Below are 24,814 nucleotides of genomic sequence, written 5' to 3' on the forward strand. Positions count from 1 at the left end.
TCACTTTTAAAAAGTGAAAATAAACGTAAAACTATGAATAATAGTTTTGTGTGTCATTCATCATTAAGTTTATTTTTTGTCCCGAAGGACTATGTAAAATCAACATTAACGTGAGTGCCCACACAAATTGCATGATAACTAATTTTTAAAGAACTTATCTTCGAAAGAAGATGAAACGATTAATCGCATTCGTTAACCGTTGTTGCTTAAGACCTTGTCTCAAGCGAGATGCGCATGATACGCTTCTCAGTTTTGATGTCAACATCTTTTTTCAAAGTTTTGTTGACCGTTTAGTTAAGGTTTCCATCAACTAAACTTATCAAAACACTTCGTTGGGCTGCCCCGTGGAAGTGGATGCGCATTTTAGACAGTTTTACTTTTAGATCAAGCTTTATTTTCATTTAATTGTTTGACCGCTCAAAATTCAGACAAAACTCTCTATAAACCCTTGATATGCCGCTTTCAGCTCATTTAATTTTCAGTTTGAGTTGCAATAATTCAGCTTCTTTAACCTCTGCTGAAAAAGAATCTATAAAAATAAACCATAAAAAAACGCCGCTAAAAAGCGGCGTTTTTATCAATTATTCTCTTTTAAAAGAAAATAATAATTAAGCTTCAACCTGCATGATCACATTATCAGCTTTTTTCGTGTACTGTTCCATTTTATGGAAGTTCAGGTAACGATAAGTATCAGCAGCGGTTGCATCGATTTGCTTAGCATATTCCTGATACTCAGCCGGCGTTGGGATGCGACCTAAGATAGCACCTACCGCACTCAGCTCAGCCGATGCCAGGTAAACATTGGCGCCATTACCTAAGCGGTTCGGGAAGTTACGGGTTGAAGTAGACAATACCGTAGATTTCTCCGCAACACGTGCCTGGTTACCCATACATAATGAACAACCCGGAGTTTCAATACGAACACCGGCTTTGCCGTAAGTAGAGTAATAACCTTCTTCGGTTAACTGGTCGCGGTCCATTTTAGTCGGCGGAGCAACCCACATACGGGTTGATAAAACACCACCAAACTTCTCTAATAACTTACCAGCGGCACGGAAGTGACCGATGTTAGTCATACAAGAACCGATGAAGACTTCATCAACCTGATCACCGGCAACTTCAGAAAGCAGCTTGGCATCATCCGGGTCATTTGGACAACAAACGATAGGCTCTTTGATATCAGCCAGATCGATTTCAATGACGTGGGCGTATTCTGCATCACTGTCAGCCGTCATCAGCTTAGGATCGGCCAACCAGGCTTCCATCGCCTGGATACGACGTTCGATAGTGCGCACATCACCGTAACCTTCGCTGATCATCCACTTCAACATCACGATGTTAGAATTCAGGTATTCTGCAACTGAATCTTCAGATAACTTAATTGAACAACCGGCAGCCGAACGTTCAGCAGAGGCGTCAGATAATTCAAATGCCTGCTCCACCGTTAAGCTTTCCAGACCTTCAATCTCTAATACACGACCAGAGAACTCGTTGATCTTACCTGCTTTTTCTACCGTTAACAGACCTTGCTTGATACCGTAGTAAGGGATGGCATGTACTAAATCACGTAAAGTGATACCTTCCTGCATTTCACCTTTAAAACGAACCAGTACTGATTCAGGCATATCAAGAGGCATAACACCGGTAGCTGCAGCGAAAGCAACCAAACCAGAACCCGCCGGGAAAGAGATACCTAATGGGAAACGGGTGTGAGAATCACCACCGGTACCAACAGTATCAGGTAATAACATACGGTTTAACCAGGAGTGGATAACACCGTCACCAGGGCGAAGTGAAACACCGCCACGGTTCATGATGAAATCAGGCAGCGTGTGGTGCGTGTGTACATCTACCGGCTTAGGATAAGCGGAAGTGTGACAGAATGACTGCATGGTTAAATCAGCAGAGAAACCTAAACAAGCTAAGTCTTTAAGTTCGTCACGGGTCATAGGACCTGTAGTATCTTGAGAACCAACAGTAGTCATTTTCGGCTCACAATATTGGCCCGGACGAATACCGGTAACACCACAAGCTTTACCTACCATTTTCTGCGCTAAGGTATAACCTTTACCGGTATCGGCAACATCAACAGGCTTCTGGAAAATGTCTGACTCTTCCAGGCCTAAAGCTTCACGGGCACGACCAGTCAAGCCACGACCAATGATCAGTGGAATACGGCCACCGGCACGTACTTCATCAAGTAATACATTTGAATTTAATTCAAAAGTAGAAATCACTTCATCGGTGCCAGAGCGCTTAACCACACCTTCGTATGGGAAGATATCAATAACATCGCCCATGTTCATGGCTTGCACATCTAATTCGATAGGTAAGGCGCCAGAGTCTTCCATGGTGTTGAAGAAGATAGGAGCAATTTTACCACCTAAACAAACACCACCACCACGCTTGTTCGGTACATGAGGAATATCATCCCCCATAAACCACAACACTGAGTTGGTTGCCGACTTACGTGATGAACCGGTACCAACAACGTCACCAACATAGGCTAGTGGGATACCGTCTTTTTGTAACTCTTCGATTTGAGCAATAGGACCGATAGTGCCGTCGTCGTCAGGGTTGATACCGTCACGGCCAATCTTCAGCATGGCTTTAGCATGAAGTGGGATATCCGGACGTGACCAGGCATCAGGTGCCGGAGATAAGTCATCGGTGTTAGTTTCACCGGTCACTTTAAAGACTTTAACAGTAATTTTTTCAGCAACGGCTGGCTTGTTCAGGAACCACTCAGCATTGGCCCATGACTGCATAACAGCTTTGGCGTGTGCATTACCGGCATCGGCTTTCTCTTTAACATCATGGAAAGCATCAAACATTAATAAAGTTTTAGATAAACCTTTAACGGCGATTTCAGCATTGGCTGCATCGTCTAACAGGTCAATCATAGGTTGGATGTTATAACCACCTAACATAGTGCCTAATAATTCAGTGGCACGGGCAGCATCTAAAATAGGTGAGCTTGCTTCACCTTTAGCAATAGCGGCTAAAAACCCTGCTTTCACATAAGCGGCGTCGTCAACTCCCGGAGGAATACGATCGGCTAGTAATTCTAATAGAAACGCTTCTTCACCTGCTGGTGGATTCTTGATGAGCTCTACTAACTGAGCTACTTGTTCAGCGTCTAACGGCTTAGGTACAATTCCTTCAGCCGCACGCTCTTCAACATGTTTACGATAATCTTGAAGCACGGCGTTCACCTTTATGATATGAGATACACTTAAGAGGTATCTATTTTATAAGAAAATTTCGGCAAGATTATACGCGATCCAGCCAGGAAATTGAATGGCGAAGATAATCACAAGACTTATAGCTATTATAAATAAGAGTTATAGTAGATATAAAACCAATAAATACAAATGATAATGATTATCATCAAACTTAAGTTCGACAGGATAAATCTCAGATTAAGATTTGCACTCGACATTCGCCGCAAGCGAATCCATGATCAGGTTGGGAAACGAACGGCGATCATTAAACCCTTCCACCCCTTTGAGCACTTCTATTTTAAAGCCGTAGCTTTGACAGATGTTTAACGACTTACGCATTAAAAAAGTGGCCAGCTGGCTAAAGCGGGTTTTAGAGGTGGACACTACCTTGATGTGATAGCGGTTATCACCCAGGTCTTTTTGCTGAAATTGCACATGATGATCAAAGTCCCATTGCGGTTGCCCATTGTTTTTAGCAGTATTACTGCAGGCTGCCAGCAAAAACACCATACAAACTATTGCAACTAGACGCATACCTTGTCCTTTAAATCAAAACCACTTAAGGCATATTAACATTTCTTCCAGAAAGCAACCCAGCTATTTTTCATCCATGAAATCGCTGGATACTTACGCCCATATACAATCCCTACTCCTCTTCACCCATGAAGCTGCAGGATTACTGACAGGATGTCAGTACTTAGCTTATGCCTGGAGCAAGTAAACTGAAATACTTCCATGTACAACCCTTGCTCTTCTTCATCCATGAAACCGCAGGATTACTGACAGGATGTCGGTACTTAGCTTATGCCTGGAGCAAATAAACTGAAATACTTCCATGTACAAAAAAGCCAGCAAGTTGCTGGCTTTTGTTTTAAGTTAAAATAACCGGGTTATTTTACTTTTTCTTCTTTACGGCCTTGGCATTTGGCAAGTCCGTAATTGAACCTTCAAAGATCTCAGCCGCTAAGCCGATTGATTCATTTAAGGTTGGGTGTGCGTGAATAGTTAAACCAACATCTTCCGCATCGGCACCCATTTCTACTGCAAGACAAATCTCACCTAACATTTCACCGGCATTGATACCAACAATAGCACCACCTAAAACACGACCAGTTTCTTTTTCAAAAATCAGCTTAGTTTTACCTTCGGTACGGGCAGAAGCAATAGCACGACCAGAAGCAGCCCATGGGAAGTTAGCTGTTTCAATATTCAAACCTTGCTCTTTTGCTTCACGCTCGGTAACACCTACCCAAGCCATTTCCGGATCGGTATAAGCGATTGACGGAATACAACGCGGGTCGAAAACGTGTTTCTTACCGGCAATAACTTCAGCAGCAACATGGGCTTCATGTACCGCTTTATGCGCCAGCATAGGTTGACCAACAACATCACCGATGGCGAAGATATGATTAACGTTAGTACGCAACTCGTTAGTCACATTGATGAAACCACGCTCATCAACATTAACACCGGCTTTATCGGCGGCAACTAAGTGGCCATTCGGCTTACGACCAACGGCAACCAAGATCTTGTCGTAACGTACCTGACCTTCCGGTGCGTTTTTACCTTCGAAGGTTACGTACAGACCATCGTCTTTAGCATCAACGGCAACTACCTTGGTAGATAACATGATGTTGAAGTTTTTCTTGTTGTACTTGGTATAGATCTTAACAATATCGTTATCGGCTGCAGGCACTAACTGGTCGGCAAACTCAACTACAGATACATTAGAGCCTAAAGCGTTATATACGGTACCCATTTCCAGACCGATAATACCACCGCCTAATACCAGCATTTCACCCGGAACATCTTTTAATTCCAATGCGCCGGTAGAGTCGATTACACGCTCGTCGTCTTTTGGAATAAAAGGCAGATCTACTACCGAAGAGCCGGCAGCGATAATGGCATTATCAAAAGTGATGTTGGTAGTACCGTCAGCACCTTCAACGGCTAAAGTGTTGCTACCGGTGAATTTACCGTAACCTTCAACTACTTTTACTTTACGTTGCTTGGACATGCCAGACAGACCACCGGTCAACTGGGCAATAACGCTGTCTTTCCAGCTACGGATTTTATCTAAATCAATTTGTGGCGCGCCAAAGGTTACCCCGTGGTCTGCCATTGCTTTTGCATCATCAATAACTTTCGCAACATGTAATAATGCTTTAGACGGGATACAACCTACGTTTAAACATACACCGCCTAATGTTTTACGGCTTTCTACCAATACTACATCTAAACCTAAATCTGCGGCACGAAATGCTGCAGAATAACCACCGGGACCCGCACCTAACACTACTACCTGAGTTTTGATATCGTTACTCATGCTAACCTCAAAATTAATTTACTTTTTATAGTGAACTTCACTTTGGCAGGCAGTTCACAAAATTCATCCAGTTACTGACCCAATGCAGACCAGTTCAAAGTCTTGTTTTCTGGGTGGCAAGTTTACTGAATGTCGACAATAATCGCTATCTTTTAATCAATTTATGTTGGCGAAAATGAAAACTAACGCTCTAGCTTTCATTTTGCCAAACATTTTCATCAATTAACTGATTACAATACCAGTTTTCTGATATCGGACATCACACCGGATAAATGCACGCTAAAGCGCGCTGCCAGTGCACCGTCAATTACCCTGTGATCATAAGATAAAGACAGCGGCAACATTAACCGCGGCACAAACTCGCTGCCATTCCATTTAGGTTTCATATCCGACTTGGATACCCCTAAAATAGCAACATCAGGTGCGTTCACGATAGGAGTAAAAGCTGTACCGCCAATGCCGCCCAGGCTGGAGATGGTAAAACAGCTGCCTTGCATATCGGCGGCTTTAAGCTTACCTTCACGGGCTTTTTTACTGATTTCCAGTAATTCCTTCGATAACTGATGAATACCTTTTTGGTCAACATCACGTACCACAGGTACTACCAAACCGTTTGGCGTATCAACAGCGACACCGATATGACAGTATTTCTTCATAATCAGGTGCTCACCGTCTTCACTCAAACTTGAGTTAAACACCGGGTAAGCTCTTAAGGCATCGGCAGCCGCTTTTAAGATAAACACTAAAGGCGTGATCTTAAAGCCAAGTTTTTGCTTCTCACAAACGACATTTTGCTCTTTACGGAAAGCTTCCACGTCTGTGATATCTGCTTCATCAAACTGAGTGACATGAGGAATCGTCACCCAGTTGCGATGCAGGTTAGGTCCGGAGATTTTCTGAATACGGGTTAACGGCACACTTTCAATTTCACCAAATTTGGCAAAATCGACTTTCGGCTGGGCAATTACCTGCAAACCACCGGCGCCGCCGCTCACTGAGCTGCTGGCGGTGGCTTTCGGACGGGAAAGCTCGTATTTGACATAAGACTGAACATCTTCTTTTAAAATACGTCCCTTACGGCCGGTACCTTTTACTAAAGCCAAATCAACACCAAATTCGCGGGCTAAGCGGCGAATCGAAGGTGAAGTATAAATAGACCCTTTGTTGACGATTTCACCCGCCTGAGGATGATGCGGCACAGGCGCGGCTTTCTTTTCCGCCGGCGCAGCAACAGGTGCAGGGGCCGCAGGAGCAGGCGCCGGAGCAGGCGCTGCCGCAACCGGTTCTTCAATCGGCGCAGGTGCACCGCCAGAAGTTTCCAGCTTGATCACCAAAGAGCCCTGCTTAACCTTGTCGCCGTTGGCAACAAAGATCTCTTTTACCGTACCTGCATGCGGTGTAGGTACATCCATGGTCGCCTTATCGGTTTCTAACGTGATCAGGCCGTCTTCTTCAGCAATAACATCACCGACAGAAACCAGGATTTCGATAACATCAACTTCACCGTCTTCACCGATATCCGGCACATGTACATCAATAACTTCACTGGCGGTTGCGGCCGGAGCGGCGGCAGCAGCTGGCGCTTCGGTCGCTGGTGCCGGAGCTTCTACCGGAGCAGGTGCACTGGCAGCTGGCGCTTCAGCGGCAGGCTCAGCAGCCGGGCTTGCACCGGCGGCTTTGATTTCGCCAAGGACATCGCCTTGTTTTATTTTATCGCCAACCTGTACCGTTAACGCCGAGATTTCACCTGCCATAGGGGCCGGAATATCCATAGACGCCTTATCGGTTTCTACGGTGACAATCGCGTCTTCCGCTTCGATGGCATCACCTACGGCAACACAAATCTCGATCACTTCGACTTCGTCGCCCCCGACATCAGGGACTAGAATTTGTTGAATATCAGACATATTTTTATTCCTTATCTAGCCACTGATTAAGCATAAAGCGGGTTAAGTTTATCGGTATCGATATTGAAACGCTTGATAGCGTCGGCTACCACAGAGCGCTCAACTTCACCGCGGTTTGCCAGCTCAAACAAGGCAGCAACCACGATATAGCTCTGATCTACTTCAAAATGCTGACGCAGGTTGGCGCGGCTGTCACTGCGGCCGAAACCGTCGGTACCTAATACCCGGTATTCGGTATCAATATAGGCACGTACCTGATCCGAGTAGTTTTTCACGTAGTCAGTCGCAGCAATGGCCGGGCCTTTATCTGCGGTGATCACGTTAGAGATATATGCCGTTTTTTGCTCGCTTTCCGGGTGCAGCATGTTCCAGCGGGTCACTTCCTGACCGTCACGGGCCAGTTCGTTAAAGGAGGTTACCGAGTAAACATCACTGGAAATGTTGAAATCATTGGCCAGAATCTGCGCAGCTTCACGTACCTGCTGCAGGATGGTACCTGAGCCCATCAGCTGAACATTGGCTTTGGCAGCTTTCGCTTCAACACGCTCTAACTGATAAATACCTTTGATGATTTGCTCTGCAACATCACCGTCTTCCGGCAGGGCCGGATGCTGGTAGTTTTCATTCATCAATGTCAGGTAGAAGAAGATATTTTCATTTTCTTCATACATGCGGCGTAAACCTTCACGCACAATCACAGCAACTTCATAACCGTAGGTCGGGTCATAAGTCACACAGTTAGGGATCAGACCCGCCTGAACATGAGAGTGACCATCCTGATGCTGCAATCCTTCACCGTTTAAGGTGGTTCGGCCGGCGGTAGCACCTAATAAGAAGCCACGCGCCTGACTGTCACCGGCGGCCCAGGCTAAATCGCCGACACGCTGGAAGCCAAACATGGAGTAATAGATATAAAACGGAATCGTGGTCGCATTACAGGTAGAGTATGACGTACCTGAAGCCACCCAAGATGCCATGGCGCCTAATTCGTTAATACCTTCCTGCAATACCTGGCCTTGCTTATCTTCACGATAATAAGCCACCTGATCGGCATCTTGCGGCACGTATTTTTGCCCTTCGTTAGCATAAATACCTACCTGACGGAATAAACCTTCCATACCAAAGGTACGGGCTTCATCAGGGATAATAGGCACTATACGCTTACCAATTTTCTTATCTTTTAACAGGCTGTTTAATACCCGGACAAAAGTCATGGTAGAAGAGACTTCACGCTCACCCGAGCCTTTTAAGATGGCATCAAAGGCTTTCAGCGGCGGCACTTCCAGATGTTCTTCTGCCTGCTCACGACGTGCCGGCAGGTCACCGCCAAGGGCTTCACGGCGCTCTTTCATGTACTTGTATTCGGCACTGTCTTCCGGGAAGCGGTAGAAAGGCAAGTCTTCGATTTGATCGTCAGATACCGGCATATTAAAGCGGTCGCGGTAGTACTTGATCGACTCAACATCCATTTTCTTGACGTTATGGGCGATATTCAAACCTTCACCGGCGGCTCCTAAACCAAAACCTTTAACGGTTTTTGCCAGGATAACGGTAGGACGACCTTTAGTTTCCATCGCTTTTTTATAGGCAGCGTAAACTTTTACCGGGTCGTGACCGCCACGGTTTAAGCGGTAGATGTCTTCATCGGACATGTTCGCAACCATTTCCGCAGTTTCCGGATACTTGTTAAAGAAGTTTTCACGGGTATATTTGCCGCCTTTGGCTTTACAGTTCTGGTATTCACCGTCAACGGTTTCATTCATCAGCTGCAGTAACTTACCTGAAGTATCACGGGCAAGTAACGCATCCCAATAACTCCCCCAGATCACTTTCACCACTTCCCAGCCTGCGCCGCGGAAGGTACCTTCAAGCTCCTGGATAATTTTGCCGTTACCACGTACAGGGCCGTCAAGACGCTGCAGGTTACAGTTGATCACAAAAGTCAGGTTATCCAGACCTTCACGGGAAGCCAGACCGATAGCACCTAAGGATTCAGGCTCATCGGTTTCACCGTCGCCCAGGAAGCAGTATACACGCTGGCCAGAGCAATCTTTGATACCGCGGTCGGTCAGGTACTTAAGGAAACGGGCGGTATAAATCGCCTGCAACGGACCTAAACCCATAGAAACCGTCGGGAATTGCCAGAAGTCCGGCATCAGGTGCGGATGCGGGTAAGAAGATAAACCTTTACCGTCACATTCCTGGCGGAAGTTATCCATTTGCTCTTCAGTCAAACGTCCTTCAAGGAAGGCACGGCTGTAGATACCCGGGGAAATATGCCCCTGAGAGAAGATAAAATCGCCGCCGTCTTTTTCAGACGCCGCTTTAAAGAAGTGGTTAAAACCGACATCGTATAACATGGCAGAAGAAGCGAAACTGCCGATATGGCCGCCCAGCTCTAAATTCTTTTTCGATGCTCTTAATACCAGTACCAGGGCATTCCAGCGGATTGCCGCACGGATACGGGCTTCAATCGTTTGATCACCCGGCATATGAGGCTCTTGTCCGGGAGGTATGGTATTAACATACGCAGTGGTGGCGTCAAAAGGTAAATGGGTGCCGCTTCTGCGGGCGCTGTCGATTAATCTTTCTAATAAGTAATGAGCGCGTTCCGGACCTTCATTTTCCAGCACAGACTCCATTGACTCTAACCACTCCTGGGTTTCCAACGAATCAATATCAATATTTGGGAGTTCAGACATAGTAATTACTTAGTCTCCGATTGTTATGTTAATAATTAAAATTGTATTGATTAAAACGAGTTAACTTTCCTTTTAACTCTAACCAACGAATATTTTTTCTGAATTAAATCTCCGGATAAACGGGACTAAAGTTCAGTTCTTTGCATTCTGCGCATGGATCTTTCCATGCGGCTGTTCTCTTGTGATAACTTCAATAATACTTCTTCGATAAAAGCCAAGTGCCGGTGGCTGGCGCCCCAGGCTCTTTGTGGCTGACCACTAATAATGGCATCAAGCAAGCGTTTTCGGTAATCGGTAATTCTGGCAAATATATCCGGTCGTTTTGCCAGGATCGTTAAATTTTGCTCTATGTTATCGATCAATAATGACGACATACTGCGGGCCAAATGCAAAATAATGGCATTATGCGAAGCGGCGCAAATCGCCAGATAAAACTCAAATACCGCTTTGGCTTCCAGATGGTAATCGTCCTCTAACTGGGCATTACCTATGTTGTCATGTTTATTTTGAATTTCGGTAAAGTCAGCTTCTGTGCCGCGCATCGCAGCGTAATAAGCCGACATGCCTTCAATACCGTGACGAAATTCCAATAAATCAAACTGAGATTCATTATTTTTCGACATCAACTCAAACAGGGGATCGGATAAGCCCGATAAAATATTATTGCTGACAAAGGTGCCGCCTCCCTGCTTGCGGACAACTAAGTTTTTTGTTTCCAGCTTTTGGATCGCTTCACGCAACGACGGGCGTGAAACATCAAACTGTTTTGCCAATTCCCGCTCCGGCGGTAACTTCTCACCCGGTGACAAGCTACCTTCTAAAATCATTGTTTCCAGTTGCGACTGGATCACATCCGATAACTTTGCCTGTTTCAGCGGTTGTTTAAGCCTGGTTGTTGTCATTTATACTCTTCTCAACAAGGTGAAGCACGAATAATTTCCCTTAACGCCAGCCATTATAGGGGATTTACCAGAACAACTCAAACCATGGTAAATTGGTCTTACCAATATCATTCAAGACAAAAAAATAGCGCTATTACTGCCACAGTAAAAAAGCGAATCTTAGAAATTTAGACTAAAAAGCTTATTTTGCCAACAACTATATTAGAGCAATAACTTTAAACAAATGTTCGAAAAGCTGATTGGTCAGACCAATCAGCTAAAAAGAAAAGACTAAGGGGATTTCAGCACTAACAGCGGGTTTTAAGGTTAACTGATCACACCCGACAAGGTTAATACAGAGATAATTGCCAGTAACAATAACAGATTACGCTTTGCCAACCTTACCAGCAAACAAGGCTCTGCAGTGCAATCTTCACTGTCGACCATTAAGTCTTCAGATTTTTGTGCAACATCCACCAAAATGGCACTGGGCTGCTTACTAAAATCAAACAAGCTTTCCAGCCACACCGGCAAGGCTTTGGAAAAGTGCCCTACCAGCATATAACCAAAGGAGGTTAAACGTACCGGTATCCAGTCAAGCCAGAATAAAAACTGTTGGCAAGGACTGACGGCATCACTGATAAGCCCTTGCTGTATCTCAATATCCGCTTTTTCCATCTCGGCTTCGGCTGTTTCTTCAGCTATTGTAGCGATACTTTCTTCGGCTCCGGCTTCAAGATTCGCAGCCTGCCCTTCTTGCTGAGCCGTTTGCTGTTCTTCACTCATATCATCGTCGGTGCCGGGCTTGCTCTGATCATCACCGGGATTTTCAGCCAGGGTCGACACTAAGCGGTAAAACACCACTCCAGGAGCCCCCAGGAAAATGAAAAAAAGCATAATAGCAATATAATAACGATAGTTAAGCCAAACCAGGGTCTGGCCAAAGCCCATCTCAGGTAAATTCTTGTCGCTGCGTAATTGCGCATGCATCAATTCACAGCTGCTCATCTCTCCCCGGTATGCCGCCATTAAATACTTTTTATAGCTGCTCCTGGTCTTGATACAACCAAAACAGATGATCAAAATGACGGTAGAAAAAATCAAATGCAATAAACTGTCATCTATCAGCCAAAGCAGGCCATATACCGCAGCAACAGGCAGGAAAATCAGCCCCAAAGTTCCCAGAGCGCTGAGCAGGCCGGATTCCAGCAACCGGGTACGGCGGATAAACTGCGTATAACGCTGGTAATAAGAATTGAACTGCCAGAATGACGACGATAAATAGCGCTCGGCGGCTAATGCGATTAATAAACTAATTAAGCTCATCTGAATTCCTGTCTGTTATTATTGTAAAGCTGAGACAGCCTTAAGTTCATTGTGAACTTTCTTTCATTGATTGCAAGCAGTTACGAAAATAATCCCAGTCAAAAGCGGGGCCGGGATCGGTTTTTCGCCCGGGAGCAATATCACAATGTCCCACCAGGTTATTATGACTAATTAACGGGTAGGTTTCTTGCAGTTTTGCCACTAAGCAGACCAGCTGCTGATATTGCTCCCGGGTATAGGGCAGCTCGTCAGTTCCTTCCAGCTCGATACCAATAGAAAAGTCATTACATTTTTCCCTTTGCTCAAACGAAGAAACTCCGGCATGCCAGGCCTTATCGTTAAAGGAAACATATTGCACTATGCTGCCGTCCCGGCGGATCAGGCAATGGGCAGAGACCCTGAGCTGGTATATCTCCTGAAAGTAAGGATCGGCATCCCCGTCCAGCCGTCCTAAGAATAAGTCGGTAATATAAGGACCGCCAAACTGACCGGGCGGTAAAGAGATGTTGTGCACCACCAATAAACTGATGTCGGTCACATCTTCTCTCGGGGTAAAATGCGGAGATTTTTGCTGCTCGGCAAAATTCAGCCAGCCATTGTTAATTTCAAATAGGTTATTGGCGTCAGACGTCATACAATAACAACAAGTTAGTTAAAAGTGGTAAGGCTATTATGACTGAAGTTGATGCGACAAACAAAATAGGCAAATACTTTGTCTGGCTCGCCTGGTTGATTGCCCTGGCTATTTTAGTGTTTGTTTTCCAGGATATCCTCGACGAGCAAATCAACCCCAACAGCAATCCCGAATATGCGTTAAGCGCCCAAGGGAAAGCCGAGGTATACCTGAAGCAAAACCGTTATGGCCATTACCTGACCCGGGGAGAGATTAACGAGCACCCGGTCACTTTTCTGCTCGACACCGGCGCCACCGAAGTCTCGATCCCGGCGACTGTCGCCGAGCAGTTAAATTTACCGACTTTTGGCAGTTACCCGGTACAAACCGCCAACGGCACTGTAAAAGTTTATCAAACCAAGATAGAACTGCTTAGTATCGGCAATATTTTTCTTTATAATGTAAGGGCGCACATCAACCCGGGGATGGAAGGGGATGAAATTCTATTAGGCATGAGCGCCTTAAAAAAAGTAGAATTCCTGCAAACCGGTAAACAATTAATTTTACGAGAACAATAACACATGCTTTCACCTGAGCTGCAACACGACATCAAAAACACGGTTTCCTGGGCATTAAGCGAAGATCTTGGCCAGGATCTCAGCCAAACGGGTACTGATACTCAATGGCATAACGGCCTGGATATCACCGCAGCCCTGATCCCGCAAGAAAATAAAGCTGTCGCGACCATTATCACCCGGGAAGACTGCATCCTTTGCGGCGTAGAGTGGCTGAATGAAGTTTTTAACCAATTGGATCAGCACACGGGAGAGACGACAAATATCACCTGGTTTGCCAATGACGGCCAATTGATCAAAGCCAACAGTGTTTTATGTGAGCTATCCGGCAGCGCCAGAACCCTGCTCACAGGTGAGCGCACCGCCCTAAATTTTCTGCAAACCTTATCCGGCACAGCAACGGTCACCAGCACTTATGTGCGGGAATTAGCCGAATCAAACACTAAATTGCTTGATACCCGTAAAACCTTACCCGGTCTGCGCAGCGCACAAAAATATGCCGTAACCTGCGGCGGTGGCGTCAACCACAGAATTGGTTTGTTTGATGCGTTCCTAATTAAAGAAAATCATATCGCCGCGTGCGGTGGTATTAATAATGCGGTGACTACGGCCAAGCGCAACCACCCGGATAAAAAGGTGGAAGTTGAAGTAGAAAGCCTGGATGAGTTAACACAAGCGTTAACGGCCGGAGCTGACATTATTATGCTCGACAATTTCACCACAGAAATGATTGAGCAGGCCGTTGCCTTAAACAATGGCCGGAGCAAGCTGGAAGTTTCGGGCAATATGACCTTGGCCACCCTCAGGGAATATGCAAAAGCAGGTGTCGATTATATTTCTTCCGGCGCCTTAACCAAACATGTGCATGCCATAGATTTATCGATGCGTTTTTCATAACCTTTCTATAATAAGGCAATCAAAGCAATGGAGATGGTCACTCCTGTTCTTCCATGAACACGTGACCTACCATTCATCCTGAATATAACTCCTGTTCTTCCATGAACACGTGACCTACCATTCATCCTGAATATAACTCCTGTTCTTCCCTTTCCTTGTAAATAAGACGTGACCTACCATTCATTCAGGATAGAATAACGCTTCTTCTCTTATATAAGAAAAACTCGTCCAGTCCTATCCAAAAAAGTCTTCTGCTCAGTACTAGTTAACTAATCTTTATCTTTTATGCAAAGAAAAATGCGATTTTATGCCCGACCTTTCCTTGTAAAAAACATCTCTAAGTTCTTAATAAGCCAATAAAAAAAAGTTAACCCCTAGTTAAATCACTCATTTTTCTAGCGATATTAAAAAAAAGCCGCAACATAATTTTACATATTGAAATTTATAGCGCAGTATTAAATCAGCCCCCGTAATAAAATTAGGACTGCCTATTATGAGAAAAATTATGACTCGGAAGAAATCAAAAGGATTTACCTTAATTGAATTAATGATCGTTGTCGCCATAATCGGCATTCTGGCTGCTGTTGCTCTACCGGCTTATCAGAGCTATACAGAAAAAGCCAGATTCTCAGAAGTGGTGTTAGCAGCATCTTCAGTTAGGAGCGCCATCGACGTCTGTTTCCAGACTCGTGGCAACGGTAATTTAGCCAACTGCGATACTTACGCAAAAATTGGCGCAGTTAAGGCAGATGCCGAAGCGGGTGGTGAAGTTGCCTCTGTTGTGATCACAGCAACAACGGCTGTGGTAACCGCAACCGGCTCAGACAGCGGCTCATCAACTTATATCCTGACGCCAACCATCAGCTCAAATTCTCTGACCTGGGCGCAAACAGGAACCTGTATAGCCAGCGGTGTCTGTTAACTGAGTTAACAACCGCTCACTCAATAAAAGCTCCGCAAGGAGCTTTTATTGTTTTCCCGCTCTGTATTTCAAGTTATCGATCGAGCCTTAGCATATTTGACGCATTTTTGTTTATTCCAATAAAAATACGTTACACTCAAGTTAAAGAAAATTATTCGAATTGAACCAAAGTTTTATGAAAGGACACCATCAACAGTCAAGCTTACTCAGCGCCCTGTCCAAGCACAACTTAGTGCCCGAAGAACTGGTTGATGAAATCAGCGCGACTTTTTTACAGCAAAAAAAGCCGTTTATCCGCTATTTAGTTGAAGATAAAAACTATAATGCCGTCAGTATTGTCAGTATCTTATCCCGCAGTTTTGGTTACCCCCATATAGACTTAAAGAACTTTGATACCTCTCTGGTACCCGAAGGTATCCGCAACGAAAAGCTGATCCACAAACATAATGCCCTGCCGCTTTTTTTACGCGGCAAAGTATTGTATGTGGCCATGTCTGATCCCACCAATTTGGATGCCTTGGAGGAAATACAGTTTAATACCGGCTTTGCCACCGAGCTGGTGCTAACCGATGAAAACAGCCTGCAAACTTGTATAGACAAGGTGTTGGAGGAAGACAGCGAAGCCCTGGGTATTACCGATATTGATGCGGAAGAACTCTCCGATATCGATGTCCAGGAAGAACGCAAAGAAGACGATGCCGGCGAAGACAAGGATGACGCCCCTATTGTCGTTTACATCAATAAAATTCTATTGGATGCCATCAGAAAGGGAGCGTCCGATTTACATTTCGAGCCCTATGAGAAGTCTTACCGTATTCGCTTCCGTATTGACGGTATCTTAAACGAAGTGGCTAAACCCCCGGTAACCCTTGCTTCACGCATGGCGGCACGGTTAAAAGTCATGTCAAAACTCGATATTGCCGAGCGCCGCATCCCGCAGGATGGCCGCATCAAACTCGCCTTATCCAAAAAGAAATCAATCGATTTTCGTGTCAGCACCCTGCCCACCATGTGGGGGGAGAAAATCGTGATGCGTATCCTCGACTCATCCAGTGCCATGCTGGGCATAGAGATGTTGGGCTATGAAGCCGATCAGAAAGAAATCTACCTGGAAGCCCTCGCCCGGCCGCAGGGCATGATTTTGGTCACCGGCCCCACCGGCTCGGGGAAAACCGTTTCTTTATACACAGGGTTAAATATTTTAAATACCCAGGAGCGCAATATCTCCACCGCAGAAGACCCGGTTGAGATCAACCTCGAAGGCATCAACCAGGTCCAAATCAATAACAAGGCCGGATTAACTTTCCCCAGCGCCCTGCGCTCTTTTTTAAGGCAAGACCCGGATATTGTCATGGTAGGTGAGATCCGGGACTTGGAAACCGCTGAAATTGCCATCAAGGCCGCGCAAACCGGGCATTTAGTGCTATCGACCCTGCATACCAACTCTGCGGCAGAAACCCTCACCCGGCTGCTGAATATGGGGGTACCTTCTTATAATGTCGCCAGTTCGGTCAGCATTATTATTGCCCAGCGCCTGGCCCGGCGTTTATGCGGCCAATGTAAAACCGAAGAAGTGATTCCGGAAGAAGCCCTGCTCAAACAAGGTTTTACCCTGGAGCAAATAAAAGATATTAAATTATATAAGGCGGTCGGCTGCGAGCAATGTACCGGGGGCTACCGGGGCAGGGTTGGCATTTACGAAGTCATCAGAATCAGCCAGGAAACCGCTAATATCATTATGGCAGGAGGTAACAGCCTGGACATTGCCGCCCAATGCCAGACTGAAGGGTTTAATAACTTACGCCAGTCAGGCCTGATCAAGGCCGTACAGGGCGTGACCAGCTTAGAAGAAGTTAACCGGGTAACAAGCGCTTAAGCAGCTAGCTAAAAGATCATTTGCTTTACCCGTCTTCACTTAACCAAAAACAGGATATTGAGGTGATCATATGGCGGTGAGTAATGCAAAAGTCCCAGCCCCGAAAGCGCTTGATAGTTTTACCTGGCAAGGGGTCAACCGCAAAGGCAAAAAGGTAAAAGGTGAATTATCTGCCGCCAGTGTCCTGGAGCTGAAAAGCCAGCTGAGAAAGCAGGGTATCACCCCCGGACGCATTAAAAAGAAACCTAAACCCCTGTTCGGCCTTGGCGGCGATAAGCCTATCGTAGCTGCCGATATCGCGGTCATGACCCGGCAAATAGCAACCATGCTCGGCGCCGGCGTGCCTTTAGTGCAAACCATAGAAATGATCGGCAAAGGCCACAATAACGGCAATATGCAAAAGCTGCTGGGGGAAATTGGCAATAAACTCCAGTCCGGTATCCCGCTTTCAGAATGTTTGCGTGAACATCCACTTTTTTTTGATGAACTCTACTGTGACCTGGTCCATTCCGGCGAACAATCCGGGGCATTGGAAACCATCTACGACCGCATTGCCACCTACAAAGAAAAGGCGGAAGCCCTCAAGGCAAAAATCAAAAAAGCCATGACCTACCCCATTGCCGTGCTGGTGATTGCCACTATTGTAACCTCGATACTATTGATCTTTGTGGTGCCGGTTTTTCAGGATATTTTTGCCGGTTTTGGTGCCGAGCTCCCCGGTTTTACCCTTTTTGTCATCGGTATCTCTGAGTTTATGCAAAGTTACTGGTATATGATGTTAGCCGCAATATTTATCGGCGGCTTCCTGTTTAAGCGCGCCCATAGAAACAGCCCCAAACTGCGTGATAATGTCGATAAAAATATTTTAAAACTGCCTGTGGTCGGAGAGTTATTACAAAAAGCCGCCATCGCCCGCTATGCCAGAACCCTGTCCACCACCTTTGCTGCCGGGGTACCGTTAATCGACGCCCTGGCATCTGCTGCCGGCGCTTCCGGTAATGCCGTTTTCAGAGATGCCATCTTGGAAATCCGCACCGAAGTTTCTTCCGGTATGCAAATGAATTTGGCCATGCGCAATTGCAGCATTTTTCCCGATATGGTGATCCAGATGGTGGCCATAGGCGAGGAATCCGGGGCAGTGGATGACATGCTGGCAAAAGTGGCCACAGTATACGAACAGGAAGTCGATAACGCGGTAGATTCATTGACTAGTTTACTTGAGCCTATGATAATGGCGGTTTTAGGGGTGGTGATTGGCGGACTGATCATCGCCATGTATCTGCCTATTTTCCAAATCGGCATGATAGTATAAAGCTGTCGCTGACAAAGGGCAGGAAAATAATAATCATATAAAGGTAATCCCGTGTTTGATGAATTCACGTTCCTGTTAACATCCTCCCCCTTATACCTGTACCTGACCGTAGCAGTGTTTTCCCTGATGGTAGGCAGCTTTTTAAATGTCGTTATCTACCGTCTGCCTAAAATGTTGGAACACGAATGGTATCATGAGTGCAGGGAGTACCTGGCCGATGAACTGAAGAACAGTCCGGCAAAAACAACCCAGGCAATCACACTGTCATCCCCGGCTTCTACCTGCCCTCACTGTGGCCATGCAATCCGTTTTTATGAAAATATTCCTGTCATCAGCTGGTTATGGCTGCGGGGAAAATGCAGCCAATGCCAAAAGGCGATTTCCTGGCGCTATCCCCTGGTAGAAACCGCGACTGCCCTGCTTAGCTTAGTTATTGCCATGCATTATGGTGCTTCATTACAAACCCTGTTGATGTTGGTACTGACCTGGTGCCTGATTTGCCTGACCATGATAGATCTCGACCATATGATCTTACCGGATCAAATCACCCTGCCCCTGGTTTGGCTGGGATTATTAATCAATATCAACGGCACTTTTGTTCCGTTAGCCGATGCCGTTATTGGTGCCACCGCCGGTTATCTCAGTTTGTTCACTGTCTTTTGGCTGTTTAAACTATTAACGGGTAAAGAAGGCATGGGCCAGGGTGACTTTAAGCTATTGGCGGTTTTTGGCGCCTGGGCCGGCTGGCAGTTGTTGCCTTTGTTGATCTTAATGGCATCCGCCGTCGGCGCCATTATCGGCATTGCCTTGATTGTATTTAAAAACCATCAAAGAGATCAGGCCATTCCGTTCGGCCCCTATCTGGCAGTTGCCGGCTGGATCACTATGTTATGGGGCATGCCGATGTGGCAATGGTACCTGGGACAACTCGGTTAGCCCTTGCTGGGCTTAAGCACTTTATGCGGCACAAACAGCCGCTTTATCGTTAAAAAAATTTACATGGAAATTTATGTCTGATTATATCATCGGCCTGACCGGCGGCATTGGCAGCGGCAAAACCACTATTGCCAATATGTTTGCTGATTTAAACGTGACAATCGTTGATGCCGATATTGTCGCCCGGGAAGTTGTCGCCCCGGGTAGCCCAAGCCTGGAAAAAATAGCGCAGCACTTCGGCCCTGAGTTTATCGATGATAACGGCGCACTTAACCGCGCCTTATTGCGTACCCGCATCTTTAATCACCCGCAAGATAAGGCCTGGCTTAATCAGTTATTGCACCCGCTAATTCGTCAAAACTTATTGGCGCAGGCCAAACAGGCCCCCGGGGCTTATTGCTTGCTGGTAGCGCCATTACTTATCGAAAATAAGCTTCACAGCCTGGTAAACAGGGTATTGGTTGTCGATGTCAGTGAGAAAACACAACTCGAGCGCACCTTAAAACGAGATACCAGCTCGGCGCAGGAGATAAAGTTAATCATCAACAGCCAGGCATCACGTCAGCAAAGGCTCGAAGTTGCTGATGACGTGCTGTTAAATGAGTCGGAAAATTTAGCGCAAGCCCGAAAGCAAGTGGCTGAGATACATGAAAAGTATTTACAAATATCCCGAGAACAGACATAAGTTTCAAATGTCTAACTGATATCGGTAAAAACGATTATTGACAATCAGCAACCGAGGTATTTTGCCAAACCTGTCTGTTAGTGGTAAGTTAACGATTGGGCGGCTTAAACACATTTACTTGCAAATAATCGAAGCAAAAATACGGTAAAAAGCCAGTTATCTGGAAAAAAATTCGCCATTTTCACTATCTCTGGTTAATATAAGCATATTGGTATTGACAAAGTCTTGTTATGACAACGGTTTTATACGAACATCCACTTAATGAGCGCATTCGCAACTATTTAAAGTTAGAGCAGCTATTTGCTCAAACTAATCTCTCTCATCTGCAAAACAATATTCAAACCGGCCACCAGGTTTTTTTCAATGCGTTATTTGCCATTATCGATACTTTAGAGCGCAACGATATTCGCGGCGACCTGATCAAAGACCTAGAAAAACTGGAGCACAACTTGGGCAAGTGGATAGATGCCCCCAACATAGATGTCAGCGCCATTGAAGTAAACCTGCAACAAACAAAAGGTTTGATCAGCCAGTTAAAAGTGACTCCTCCGCTGTGGTGCCAGTTAAAAGACGACAAGCTGCTGTCGAGTATCAAACAAAGGTTTGCTATCCAAGGGGGGAGTTCAAGTTTTGATTTACCCCAATTGCAGTTCTGGCTGCATCAACCGATTGAAAGGATCCAATTGGATACCGAGTATTGGCTATCGCTGTTAACGCAGATTATCAGCGCCCTGGATTTAGTCTTGAAGTTTATCCGCCAAAGAGCGGCTTTCGAAGAAATTATCTCGGAAAACGGTTTTTACCAGGCCAACGGTGAAGGGTTATTGCTACTGCGGATAAAAGTCCCGCAAAGCGCGGATTACTTTCCCACCGTCAGCGGCAATAAATTCCGTTACTCCATCCGCTTTATGTTGCCCTGCGAAGAAGCCGGACGACGTTATTCCAATCAAAATACAGCCTTTCAATTAGCCCGTTGTTAGCGACTAACTCAGAGTTAATTTTTTCGGTTAACATAGCCTTCATTTAGAGATTTATTTATACTTAACACAAACCCTCTTTGCATTATTGTTATGACCCTAAAAGTTCCTTGCCCGACCTGCAAAAAAGAAGTTCCCTGGCAGAATGAAAGCACCTACCGGCCTTTTTGCTCGAAACGTTGCCAATTGATTGATTTAGGCGACTGGGCCGAAGAAAGCAACAAGATTTCACAACCGATCCAGGGGCCGGAAGTAATGACCGAAGATATGCTCGATGCGCTGGAAAGCGAATTCCTACTACACAACAAATTTTTTGTCGAGCCGGAATAAACCGGCTCTCAGCCTTTCATCGCTTTAGGCTGCTTAGCCAAAAAAGTATTGTTTTACCTTTTCAACAATCTCCAGGTTAGCATCGGGAAAGTCAACGTCAGATAACGCACTGACATCCAACCATTGCTGCTCTTGCCCTTCCTGTGCCTCAGGTTCCCCCTGAAACTGATCAACAAGAAACACTTCCAGCAAGACTTTTTTCACCCCGTAATCATGTTCAATATTGATTAACGGACTGCAGGCGAGCACATCAATCCCCACTTCCTCTTTAAGTTCACGTGAAAGCGCCTGTGCGACTGTTTCATCACTTTCCACCTTCCCCCCGGGAAACTCCCATTTACCGGCCATATGGGTGCCTTCAAGGCGCCTGGTAAGGAAAGTTTCTTGCTCACGGCAAATAACCCCAACCGCGACATGTACCAGCTTACTCATAAAATCTTCCTTACAACTTATTTTTTCTCTTAAAAATCGCCGTTTTTTCACCTCCATGTGATCCCGGCATTGCCTACAGGATGTAGGTACTTAGCTTACGTCAGGAACAAGTAAGCTGACACTACATCCCTGCATATAAAAATGCCAGTCACTGGACTGGCATTTAATGACTTTGGCAAGTAGCGGTTAACTCAGTTTACCGTGACATTGCTTATACTTCTTACCTGAGCCACAAGGACAAGGTTCGTTACGCCCCACTCTTGGCTGTTCCGGCTGCGCGGCAGCAGGATTATTCACCGACTCATGATTGAACTCTTTCGGCACCTCTTCGGCTTTTCTGTGCTGCTCTTCTACCGCTTCAACATCAGATTCCGCCTGGATTTGTACCTTACTTAAAATACCGATCACGTCATATTTAAGGTTTTCCAGCATCTCAGAGAATAACTCAAAAGATTCACGTTTGTATTCCTGCTTAGGATTCTTCTGGGCATAACTGCGCAGGTGAATACCCTGACGCAAGTGATCCATTGCCGACAAGTGCTCTTTCCAGTGCGAGTCCAGGCTTTGCAGCATAACCGCTTTTTCAAACTGACGCAGTACATCGGGCCCAACTTGCTCTTCTTTAGCCTGGTAAGTGCCTTCAAATTCGGCAACAATTTTCTCACGCAAGGTTTCTTCGTGTAGCTTTTTATCTTCCTCAAGCCATTTGGCCACAGGTAAAGACGTATTAAGCTCGCCTTTTAAGCGCTCTTCCAGGCCGGGGACATCCCACATTTCTTCCAGAGATTGCGGCGGAATATGCTGGTCGATAATGCCGTTAATAACATCGCTGCGAATGGCATGCACCACATCGTTAACATCGGCTTCATCCAGCAATTCGTTACGCTGCTCATAAATCACCTTACGCTGATCATTGGCAACATCATCGAATTCCAATAACTGCTTACGCATATCAAAGTTACGGCCTTCAACCTTACGCTGGGCGTTTTCGATGCTGCGGGTTACCCAGGGATGTTCAATGGCTTCACCATGCTCCATACCCAGTTTACGCATCATGTTGGCGATACGCTCTGAGGCGAAAATACGCATCAGGCCATCTTCCATCGACAGGTAGAAACGGGTTGAACCGGCATCCCCCTGACGACCTGAACGACCTCGTAACTGGTTATCGATACGACGGGACTCATGGCGCTCGGTGGCAACAATATGTAAACCACCTAAGCCTAAGACTTTCTCATGTGCTTCCTGCCACTCGGCTTTCACCTTGGCAATTTGCTCTTCGCTTGGATTGTTTAACTTGGCGATCATGGCATCAAGGTTACCACCGAGTACAATATCGGTACCACGACCCGCCATATTGGTGGCGATAGTTACCGCCCCTTCTTTACCGGCATCGGCAACAATTTCTGCTTCCTGTGCGTGGAACTTGGCATTAAGCACCTTGTGCTTGATTTTCGCCTTGTTCAGGAACTGGGATAAAAACTCTGAGGTTTCAATACTGATGGTACCCACCAGCACAGGTTGGCCACGCTCAACACAATCTTTAATGTCTTCAAGAATCGCTTCAAATTTCTCTTCCGCGGTCAGGTAGATTAAATCGGCACGGTCGTCACGGATCATCTTCCTGTTGGTTGGGATGATCACGGTTTCCAGGCCATAAATATGCTGGAATTCGAATGCTTCGGTATCGGCGGTACCTGTCATACCGGCTAATTTTTCGTAAAGACGGAAGTAATTCTGGAAAGTAATAGATGCCAGGGTCTGATTTTCATTCTGGATCTTAACCCCTTCCTTCGCCTCTACCGCCTGGTGCAAACCTTCTGACCAGCGACGACCTTCCATAGTACGGCCGGTGTGTTCGTCAACGATAACGATCTCGCCTTCTTTAACGATATAATCAACGTCTTTCTGGAACAGCTTATGGGCACGCAGGCCTGCCATCACGTGATGCAGCAAAGAAATATTGCTGGCGGCAAACAGTGATTCGCCGTCCTTGATCAGGCCTTTTTCCTGCATAATTTCTTCTATGCGCACCTGACCGCGTTCGGTCAAATAAATCTGCTTGGATTTTTCATCTACGGTAAAGTCGCCGGTGCTCTCTTCACCTTCCTTATCTTCTTCTTCCTGCTGCTCCAGGCTAGGTACGATAGTGTTAACCATACGGTACAGCTCAGAGCTGTCTTCCGCCTGTCCGGAAATAATCAAAGGCGTACGGGCTTCATCAATTAAGATGGAGTCGACTTCATCAATGATGGCAAAATTTAGTTTTTTCTGTGCACGCTCTGACGGCGCAAAAGCCATATTGTCGCGCAGGTAATCGAAACCGAATTCGTTGTTGGTACCGTAAGTGATATCTGCCTGATAAGCTTCCTGCTTATCGGTCGGGGACATGCCCGGAATGTTACAACCTACCGTCAAACCAAGGAAAGAGAATAACGGACGGCTCCAGTCGGCATCACGACGGGCCAGGTAGTCATTGACGGTAATAACATGAACGCCGTTGCCGGTTAAGGCATTTAGGTAAGCCGGCAGGGTAGCGGTTAAGGTTTTACCTTCACCGGTACGCATTTCGGCGATTTGGCCGTTATGCAGCACCATGCCGCCGATCATTTGTACGTCGAAGTGACGCATACCGAATACACGCTTACTGGCTTCACGTACCACAGCAAAGGCTTCGGGTAAGATATGCTCCAGCGTTTCATTTTTCTCTAAACGCTCTTTAAACTCAGCCGTTTTGTTTTTTAGCTCTTCATCACTCAGTGCTTCAATCACTGGCTCTAAGGCATTTATTTTATTGACTTCTTTTCGCATTTGCTTAAGTAGTCTGTCGTTGCGACTACCAAACAGCTTTGTTAATAACTTTACAAACATCTTGTTAAACCATGTAATTGAA

Annotated in this window: 19 protein-coding genes; 9 read left to right on the plus strand and 10 right to left on the minus strand. The window is 45.9% G+C overall.

From position 1 onward, the window contains the following. Positions 1-608: 608 nt before the first annotated feature. The 8 genes from acnB to ampD all read right to left on the minus strand — a co-directional run bounded on the left by acnB (position 609) and on the right by ampD (position 13,000). Entirely contained in the window at positions 609-3,206 is a 2,598-nt protein-coding gene (gene acnB, locus QL234_RS26015; protein WP_281560680.1) for a bifunctional aconitate hydratase 2/2-methylisocitrate dehydratase, read from the minus strand. 216 nt (positions 3,207-3,422) lie between these two features. Next, on the minus strand, positions 3,423-3,758 hold the full coding sequence (locus QL234_RS26020) for a hypothetical protein (protein WP_281560681.1): 336 nt from the start codon (positions 3,756-3,758) through the stop codon (positions 3,423-3,425). A gap of 361 nt (positions 3,759-4,119) precedes the next feature. Further along, positions 4,120-5,550: a dihydrolipoyl dehydrogenase gene (lpdA, locus tag QL234_RS26025; protein ID WP_281560682.1), complete on the minus strand. Its 1,431-nt coding sequence runs from the start codon at positions 5,548-5,550 to the stop codon at positions 4,120-4,122. 230 nt (positions 5,551-5,780) lie between these two features. Continuing rightward, positions 5,781-7,457, minus strand: coding sequence for a dihydrolipoyllysine-residue acetyltransferase (gene aceF, locus QL234_RS26030; protein WP_281560683.1), 1,677 nt, complete (start codon positions 7,455-7,457; stop codon positions 5,781-5,783). Positions 7,458-7,483: 26 nt separating this feature from the next. Continuing rightward, on the minus strand, positions 7,484-10,159 hold the full coding sequence (aceE, locus tag QL234_RS26035; RefSeq protein WP_281560684.1) for a pyruvate dehydrogenase (acetyl-transferring), homodimeric type: 2,676 nt from the start codon (positions 10,157-10,159) through the stop codon (positions 7,484-7,486). Positions 10,160-10,284: 125 nt separating this feature from the next. Then, positions 10,285-11,061, minus strand: coding sequence for a pyruvate dehydrogenase complex transcriptional repressor PdhR (pdhR, locus tag QL234_RS26040; RefSeq protein WP_281560685.1), 777 nt, complete (start codon positions 11,059-11,061; stop codon positions 10,285-10,287). Positions 11,062-11,367: 306 nt separating this feature from the next. Beyond that, a complete protein-coding gene (gene ampE / locus QL234_RS26045; protein ID WP_281560686.1) occupies positions 11,368-12,366 on the minus strand; it encodes a beta-lactamase regulator AmpE in 999 nt (332 codons plus the stop codon). A 46-nt stretch (positions 12,367-12,412) separates the two neighbouring features. Then, positions 12,413-13,000 carry a 1,6-anhydro-N-acetylmuramyl-L-alanine amidase AmpD gene (ampD, locus tag QL234_RS26050; protein WP_281560687.1) on the minus strand — a complete coding sequence of 196 codons (588 nt, stop codon included), beginning with the start codon at positions 12,998-13,000 and terminating at the stop codon, positions 12,413-12,415. 38 nt (positions 13,001-13,038) lie between these two features. Here ampD and QL234_RS26055 point away from each other — a divergent pair, with 38 nt between their 5' ends. The 9 genes from QL234_RS26055 to yacG all read left to right on the plus strand — a co-directional run bounded on the left by QL234_RS26055 (position 13,039) and on the right by yacG (position 21,489). After that, positions 13,039-13,557: a TIGR02281 family clan AA aspartic protease gene (locus QL234_RS26055; RefSeq protein ID WP_281560688.1), complete on the plus strand. Its 519-nt coding sequence runs from the start codon at positions 13,039-13,041 to the stop codon at positions 13,555-13,557. Positions 13,558-13,560: 3 nt separating this feature from the next. Continuing rightward, positions 13,561-14,451: a carboxylating nicotinate-nucleotide diphosphorylase gene (gene nadC, locus QL234_RS26060; protein WP_281560689.1), complete on the plus strand. Its 891-nt coding sequence runs from the start codon at positions 13,561-13,563 to the stop codon at positions 14,449-14,451. A gap of 493 nt (positions 14,452-14,944) precedes the next feature. Beyond that, positions 14,945-15,373 carry a prepilin-type N-terminal cleavage/methylation domain-containing protein gene (locus tag QL234_RS26065; protein WP_044835944.1) on the plus strand — a complete coding sequence of 143 codons (429 nt, stop codon included), beginning with the start codon at positions 14,945-14,947 and terminating at the stop codon, positions 15,371-15,373. 175 nt (positions 15,374-15,548) lie between these two features. Then, positions 15,549-17,249, plus strand: coding sequence for a type IV-A pilus assembly ATPase PilB (gene pilB / locus QL234_RS26070; RefSeq protein WP_281560690.1), 1,701 nt, complete (start codon positions 15,549-15,551; stop codon positions 17,247-17,249). 70 nt (positions 17,250-17,319) lie between these two features. Then, a complete protein-coding gene (locus QL234_RS26075) occupies positions 17,320-18,561 on the plus strand; it encodes a type II secretion system F family protein (protein WP_281560691.1) in 1,242 nt (413 codons plus the stop codon). A gap of 51 nt (positions 18,562-18,612) precedes the next feature. Continuing rightward, on the plus strand, positions 18,613-19,497 hold the full coding sequence (locus QL234_RS26080; protein WP_281560692.1) for an A24 family peptidase: 885 nt from the start codon (positions 18,613-18,615) through the stop codon (positions 19,495-19,497). A 73-nt stretch (positions 19,498-19,570) separates the two neighbouring features. After that, the gene (coaE, locus tag QL234_RS26085) at positions 19,571-20,182 is read left to right on the plus strand and encodes a dephospho-CoA kinase (protein WP_281560693.1); all 612 of its coding nucleotides are present in this window, start codon (positions 19,571-19,573) and stop codon (positions 20,180-20,182) included. Positions 20,183-20,412: 230 nt separating this feature from the next. After that, complete coding sequence (gene zapD, locus QL234_RS26090) at positions 20,413-21,162, plus strand: cell division protein ZapD (protein ID WP_281560694.1); 750 nt, start codon at positions 20,413-20,415, stop codon at positions 21,160-21,162. Between the two features lie 90 nt (positions 21,163-21,252). Beyond that, positions 21,253-21,489 (plus strand): DNA gyrase inhibitor YacG, encoded by a 237-nt coding sequence (gene yacG, locus QL234_RS26095; RefSeq protein ID WP_281560695.1) that lies wholly within the window; start codon positions 21,253-21,255, stop codon positions 21,487-21,489. A 33-nt stretch (positions 21,490-21,522) separates the two neighbouring features. Here the strand turns inward: yacG and mutT are convergent, their stop codons facing one another. Together mutT and secA are read right to left on the minus strand one after the other, a co-directional pair. Beyond that, a complete protein-coding gene (gene mutT / locus QL234_RS26100) occupies positions 21,523-21,921 on the minus strand; it encodes an 8-oxo-dGTP diphosphatase MutT (RefSeq protein ID WP_281560696.1) in 399 nt (132 codons plus the stop codon). A 186-nt stretch (positions 21,922-22,107) separates the two neighbouring features. Further along, the gene (secA, locus tag QL234_RS26105; protein WP_281560697.1) at positions 22,108-24,792 is read right to left on the minus strand and encodes a preprotein translocase subunit SecA; all 2,685 of its coding nucleotides are present in this window, start codon (positions 24,790-24,792) and stop codon (positions 22,108-22,110) included. Positions 24,793-24,814 lie beyond the last annotated feature (22 nt).

The organism is Thalassomonas sp. RHCl1 (assembly GCF_947387555.1).
GTDB lineage: Bacteria > Pseudomonadota > Gammaproteobacteria > Enterobacterales > Alteromonadaceae > Thalassomonas.